Source organism: Nostoc sp. (assembly GCF_036917755.1).
GTDB lineage: Bacteria > Cyanobacteriota > Cyanobacteriia > Cyanobacteriales > Nostocaceae > Nostoc.
In genome coordinates this window covers 23961-30386 of record NZ_JBALFC010000033.1, presented here as the reverse complement: position 1 = coordinate 30386, position 6426 = coordinate 23961, and the positions used below count along the sequence as shown (strand labels likewise).

Sequence of the window (6426 nt, the reverse complement as noted above, 5' to 3'; positions counted from 1 at the left end):
TAGACTTTTTCTTGCCAAGTTTTTGCACCATTATTTCGCTACAAGGTCAAGATTACAGGATTTTCACTCTTCTCTAGTAAGTTTTGCCACGCTAGTAAATTACCACACCAGGAACGGGGACTGTTGATGCCAAACCCAAATTTATCGGTTTGAGATGTTCTGGGATGTGCAAAATGGGAATGGGGCGATCGCTAAATCTCGTTTCTACATCACTAGCAGCTAGAGTCGCAAAACGCCATTGTTCTCCCCAGAGGTTCTCTGGTAATGGTGCTGGGGGTGGTTTATCCAGCGCTGAGGGATATTGCTTTTCTTGTAACCACTGCTTTAACGCCAAGGTGTGGCGGGTAGGTTCGACATTTGCTAGTGGTAAATATCAGATTTCACTACATATTTACCACTAGCTTTCAGACTTTTAGTAAAAACTCGATCGTTCCTATGACTCGATCTGGGTTTCCCAATTTCGGAACCCAGAAAACATTTGTATGACGCATGAAGTTTTCCCAGATCGCAGAGGAATAGGTGTACAGTGGCTGCCGCATATAAAAGATATGAAATCCTAACTCACTGATAATGTCCACGGTACTAGGGAGATCTGGCATAACCAGACAGTAAATTCGGTTTAACTCGCGCAGGTCTTCCGCCTGTAATTCGAGCAGATCGGGACGGGAACGGTGATCTACTGTGTAGAAGTCCTTAATGTAAATGAACCCACCTGGCTTCAAGACTTGTTTTGCCTGTCGGAGAACCACTCGGTAATCCTCAGCGTGACAGAGCGATTCCAGAAACAAAATTCGGTCGAAGTGAGCGGGTGGATAGATTTCCGCAAGTCGGTGAAAATCCCCTTTTCTTACAGTAATACGGTTTTGCAGTCCCCGATCCTTAATGCGTTGTTGCCCCTCGGCGACCTGAACCTCGGAAAGTGTGACTGCCTCAATCGTCAGGTTTCGGCGTTCGGCTAACCCCATGGCAGGGCCGCAGACACCGCACCCGGCATCCAACACTGTCAATCCATCTTCTAAATTAGCCGCGTCAATAATATAATCGAACAGTTCATCTGTAGAATCTGGTCTCGATCCCTGAAAAACCTCTCCGAAGCCTTCGATGTAGCGTTGCGTCCACTCGTTATAGTAATCGGTGACATCAGAAATCGTATGCTGGTTAATCGGAGCGCGAGCGTCACGCATAACACCTGATATCTGAGGAACGGATAGTACCTTCGCCGATTGAGGCTTCATACCCAAGAGATGCCTACATGTGGAGATAATGCGAGTCAGAACTGGCGGCACTTTCGCTGGCTCTGGAGTCATTCCCCCCTGATTATGAACCAAACTCACACTCGTTTCTGGATGCATTGCTGGGGAGTAAGGGGTTGTGTTCGGAAAGTAGATTTTCTGGCGGATTTCGTCCCCTCGCTCAAGTAATTCATGCCGACTTTGATCGGCATTATGCATTCTTTCTTCAAACTCTTCCAGTGTGTAATTGCGATTGTTGTTTGGAACAATTGCCAGCAAATTCAGATCGATTGGCTGAGACAAAAGTCTGCCGAAAACAGTTTTAGATAAAAATTCATCTGTCGCCTCATAGAGTTCAAATTGCTGAGGATAGCTGGGGTTAAAATGGACATGAATGGGAGTTACTTCTTTTGGAATACATGCACAGTGAATAGCATATCGTGCATGGTTCGTCATGTTATTTGGCGACCAATGAAGCATACTATCTTCAAAAATGACTGCCTGCCCTGCCTTTGATGGTAGTGCGACCGAGTATTTCTCTCGAATAATCTGTGTGTAATTTTGAAAGAAAGGAGGGTCGCTGTACGTATTATGAACGATTTCTGGAAAGATTTTGTGGCTTTTTGGAACAGCATGAAACGCGCCATTAGAAATATTTGTGTCCATTAAGGGACACCATATATCTATCACCCAATGTTTCAGGTCGTCAACGACTGTCCGGTGATAATGAACGTCAATCCAACCACCTTTTGGAGCTTTAACAAACAATCCACAACTGATAATACGGTAGTTGTCAAAAAGTTGCGCGATATGCGGAAATAGAACCTCTTGGATAATATTGGAACCAACTTCACGTACTTTCTGAATATTTTGCATATAACTGGCAAAAATGTAGGGATGTGAAGAGGCATCTCCTTGGGGCAAAAAATCACTTTCAGGACAGATATTGCGAATCTCATCCAGCAAATACTGAATTTCTAATTCTGAGAGGATCTGCTGCTGAATATACCCTCTTTTTATCAACAGGCTATTCTGGGTTTCATCTAGAAGTATATTTCGCATGGTAATTGCCAAGGAGTAAGGAGTTGTGTTCGGAAAGTAGATTTTCTCGCGGATTTCGTCCCCTTTCTTGAGCAGTTCGACAAACTCTTCCTCAGAAATATAACGGTTCTTGTTCTCAACAAAGCCCAAGCTTTTCCAGTGGGGCTGACGGACAGTCATATCGGTTATTAACTGAGATAGAAAGAAGTCTTTACTCGCCTCAATTTTCTCGAAGCGTTCTGGATGATTGCGATCAAAGAAATGTACAATTGGTGTTGCATCACTTGGCACACAAAGAATCTGCACAGCAATTGTTGCTTCCTCAGCGTCATTCACTGGCGACCAGTGGATCAGTCCATCATCGAATATCAGCCCTTCTCCAGCATGCATCGGTATTGGCTGAAGGTATTTTTCAATCAGAGCTTCTTGAAAGTCTTTGAAATATGGCGGGCAAAGGACACCTTCAACGTGGGGAAGAATTTTATGGCTACTGGGAACAACGTGAATTCCGCCATTGTGAACATCTACATCTTGGAGAGGACACCATAGAGTTACTGTTGTATCCTCAAGAGGCAGTAGTGGCCAGTTTTGATGTATAGTAAATACCCCCGAATGGGGCGGCTTAACGTAGAAGTTGGCACTAACAATCTCGAAGTTCGGCATATACCGCTTTAGATGAGGATCGAATACCTCTTCAATCAAGTCAAAGGCTTGGCGTTTGTAATCCACGTTCTTATCAAGAAAAGAGCAGTGATCAGAAGGCTGATATTTTTGATCAGGTTGTGGGTTAAAGTTATCATCGGGACGTAATTTCCGCATTTCCGCGAACAAGTAGGATACTTCTTCGGCAGAGAGCATCGGAACCTGAACATATCCAGCAAGCAGGAACCGATCCTGCAATGTTAAGTCAGCAAACAACTGTCTCATAGTACTTCCCTATTTTCCGCCATCTGCGGAACCTATATTGAACTTGCTGTCGATAAAACTCGATTGGTATGTGTCGATCTATGATAATTAATTGAATTAACTTTTTTGAAACTTATTCAAATATAGTAATCCGATTTGATTTTTGAATTTATTTGCGTAGGCAGGGAATAGGGAGTAGGCTTGCCGTGAGCGTAGCCGAATGGGAGTAGGGAGTAGGGAATCAGCCCTTTCGAGTTGTACGAATTTTTTTCAAAAATCAAATAGGAGTCCTATAGTTAGGAATTTCCCAGCGCAATAATCCATAATAATCTCTAATGGTGTGTTTGTCCTTAGTTCATCCATAGGCTGTCTATTGTTAAACTACAAAGCCTTATGACCATGTTATCATCGTTAGCTGAAACAAAAAGAAGCCTCTCACCTACCCGTAAGGGAGGTGAATTTATGAGACAGACGACAACTTTTACTATGATAATTTCACGGAGCTTATAAAAGGGAAAAGACCAGAATGGTACAGGAATCTCGGAACAATAGACTTTGAACCCGAATCACTAGATCGAGATGCATTTTTTAGAAAGTACCGACAGGAAAAAGGGATACCCGAAAATCCAAAATTTGTGGACAAGTCAGAATTTATACCAAAAACGGCTTTTAACCGTAAGAATAAAGGCTTTTTTGGTGGATTATTCCGAAAAAAATAGTAGTCCGACTTTATTGATAAAAACTTAGACTTCTTAACATACAGTTTTCAAATAATCTTCTCCCTAGAATTTAACTATGTCAAACTTGTTACAAAAATTGATTACATACTGTAAAAACGTTTTAAAGATTAAGCCTAACAATGAGAGTTTCCAAATAAAAGGCGAGGACTCCTATATCTGTAGAACTGAATATGAGGAAAAAATATACCGTTGTATAAAGGCTATTCAAGTTGATTCGAGAAATTTTCTTGGTTACTGGGACTTACAAAGGTACTATAATCTGAAATTTGCTTTATTGGATTTATCTAGATTGGGAGAAAAAATCGATCCTAGTTTGCTAGAGGAAGGAATCACTACCCTTCGTAAGGTAATTGAAAATCAGCCTAACATCCCCATTATTGATATAGTTTTAAGTGCTTTTAGACCCAATTACCCTCTTGCCGATGTAGTGCTAGGGATTTTACTAACTAAACAAGGAAAAACAGAAGAAGCAATAGCTTACTACCAGAATGCTAGCTACAAACAAACATTTAAAACCTATCCTGAAATAGTTAAAAAGCATTGGGATATTAATAAGAAAGGGCGACCAGATTTTCTCATTCCAGGGTTTATGAAATGTGGTACAACCTCTCTTTATCAATACCTAACTGCCCATCCTCAAGTTCTTCCATCTGTTGATAAAGAACTTTATTTTTTCACGAATTTTTTTGAGTATGGGACTGATTTTTATCAAGCTCATTTCCCAGCAATTTTAGACAAAACTAAATGCCTAACTGGCGAAGCATCTGCCATTTATCTTCATCATCCCAGCATAGCTAAGAAAGTATTTAGTTTATTTCCAGATATAAAGCTAATTGTTCTTTTAAGAAATCCAATTGAACGTACAATTTCTTCTTATTCTCTTTATCATAAATCAGTATCCGAACAAAACAAACGAGAATTGGCAATTTCTGCTTGTATAGAACAAATTCAACAAGTAGGAGACAATTCAGTTGATTTGTTCTCGATTGAAGCTTTATCTTCTAGTAACATGATTCATCTGCTTTACAGTCTGTATATATATCATCTTAAAGAATGGTTATCTGTTTTTCCTAGAGACCAGTTTTTAATCCTCAAGAGTGAAGATTTATTCGGCAATCCTTCAGCTACGATGAACCAAGTTTACGACTTCTTAGGTTTACCTTATAATCAACTTCGTTTTTACAGAAATAGCAATGTTGGCTCTTACTCGCCTATTTCTGATAATTTACGCTCACAACTCAAAGAATTTTATCGCCCTTATAATCAGCAGCTAGAAGAATATTTAGGCATGAAATTTGACTGGGAGTGATCCTTAATGGAATATATCCGTAATAATGAAAAAAAATCAACTTTTCACGAATTTTTATAAGTACTGGAGTGTTCTTCCTCGTTTCAGCTACGATGAATATTCCCATTTTGGGATTTGTAATTTACTCGGTGATTGCCAAATTAGCGTCTGTAAAAAAATTAGATAAATTCCCAACTTGATTGAAAAGTGATATATTACTTTCGGATTAATTCATAAAATAAATTATGTCTTTGTTTGAACAGATTTTTTCAGTTATACATAAGAGATTTAGAACACTTTTAGGCTTTTCTGTAGATCCTATTATTTCTGTTGACGAACATGAGGATAAATCCAGCAATGAATTTGTCCTGAGCTATGACGATTTAATCTTCAATCCAATGATTCGTAAGTATTTTAATAGTGGTTTCTATAACGTTGGGTATTGGGAAGAGGGAATACCTACGCAAAAACTTGCTTGTCATAAATTAGTAGATAAATTATTGTCATTTGTGATCCAAGAACCGAAGACTGTTCTAGACGTTGCCTGCGGTTTTGGAGCTACGACCAAAAAACTAAAAGATAGGTGGTCAGAATCACAAGTAGTTGGCATAAATTTTTCGGAACGTCAAATTCAACGTTGTTGCGAGAATACTCCTTTATGTTCTTTCAAAGTGATGGATGCGACAAAACTAACCTTTGGGGATTCACAATTTGATTTGTTAATGAGCGTCGAGGCGGCCTTCCATTTTAACACTCGCCGAGATTTTATCTTAGAAGCATCTCGTGTTTTGAAACCTAGTGGGCATCTTATACTTACCGATATTATATTTAATCACTTAAATTTGTCAGATTCATGGTTGGTTCCACAATGCAATCATCTGGACAACATCAGGGATTATGAAATACTCCTTGCTGAAACAGGGTTTGACAATATCTATTTAGAGGATGCAACAGATTTGTGCTGGAAGAGTTTTTGTAATAATTTAGAGACGTGGGTTGATGCAGAATATTCACTCGGGAAGGTAGAACATAAAGAATGGCAAAACTGGAAAGCTTCCTTACCTATCTTGATAAATGATGTGAGACACTATATGATCATATCTGCAACTAAAATTTCTAGCTAATCTCTGTCAATTTAGTGCTTTAAAGTAAAAAAATACTATGCGACAAGTATTTCAGGACGATAACTTACAAAAAAGCTTTTTGAGTAAAGGCTATG

Annotated in this window: 3 protein-coding genes and 1 pseudogene; 2 read left to right on the top strand and 2 right to left on the bottom strand. The window is 39.4% G+C overall.

The window, feature by feature from the left end; all coding sequences use genetic code 11:
• Positions 1-94: 94 nt before the first annotated feature.
• Both V7L05_RS09280 and V7L05_RS09275 read right to left on the bottom strand, forming a co-directional pair.
• Positions 95-358 (bottom strand): annotated as a pseudogene (locus V7L05_RS09280) (Tab2 family RNA-binding protein); the annotation flags it as partial.
• A gap of 46 nt (positions 359-404) precedes the next feature.
• Positions 405-3200 (bottom strand): phytanoyl-CoA dioxygenase family protein, encoded by a 2796-nt coding sequence (locus V7L05_RS09275; RefSeq protein WP_335163882.1) that lies wholly within the window; start codon positions 3198-3200, stop codon positions 405-407.
• A 774-nt stretch (positions 3201-3974) separates the two neighbouring features.
• On the opposite strand from V7L05_RS09275, the gene V7L05_RS09270 reads away from it, so the two are divergent.
• Together V7L05_RS09270 and V7L05_RS09265 are read left to right on the top strand one after the other, a co-directional pair.
• Positions 3975-5228: a sulfotransferase gene (locus V7L05_RS09270; RefSeq protein WP_335163881.1), complete on the top strand. Its 1254-nt coding sequence runs from the start codon at positions 3975-3977 to the stop codon at positions 5226-5228.
• Positions 5229-5452: 224 nt separating this feature from the next.
• A complete protein-coding gene (locus tag V7L05_RS09265; RefSeq protein WP_335163880.1) occupies positions 5453-6331 on the top strand; it encodes a class I SAM-dependent methyltransferase in 879 nt (292 codons plus the stop codon).
• Positions 6332-6426: the final 95 nt, after the last annotated feature.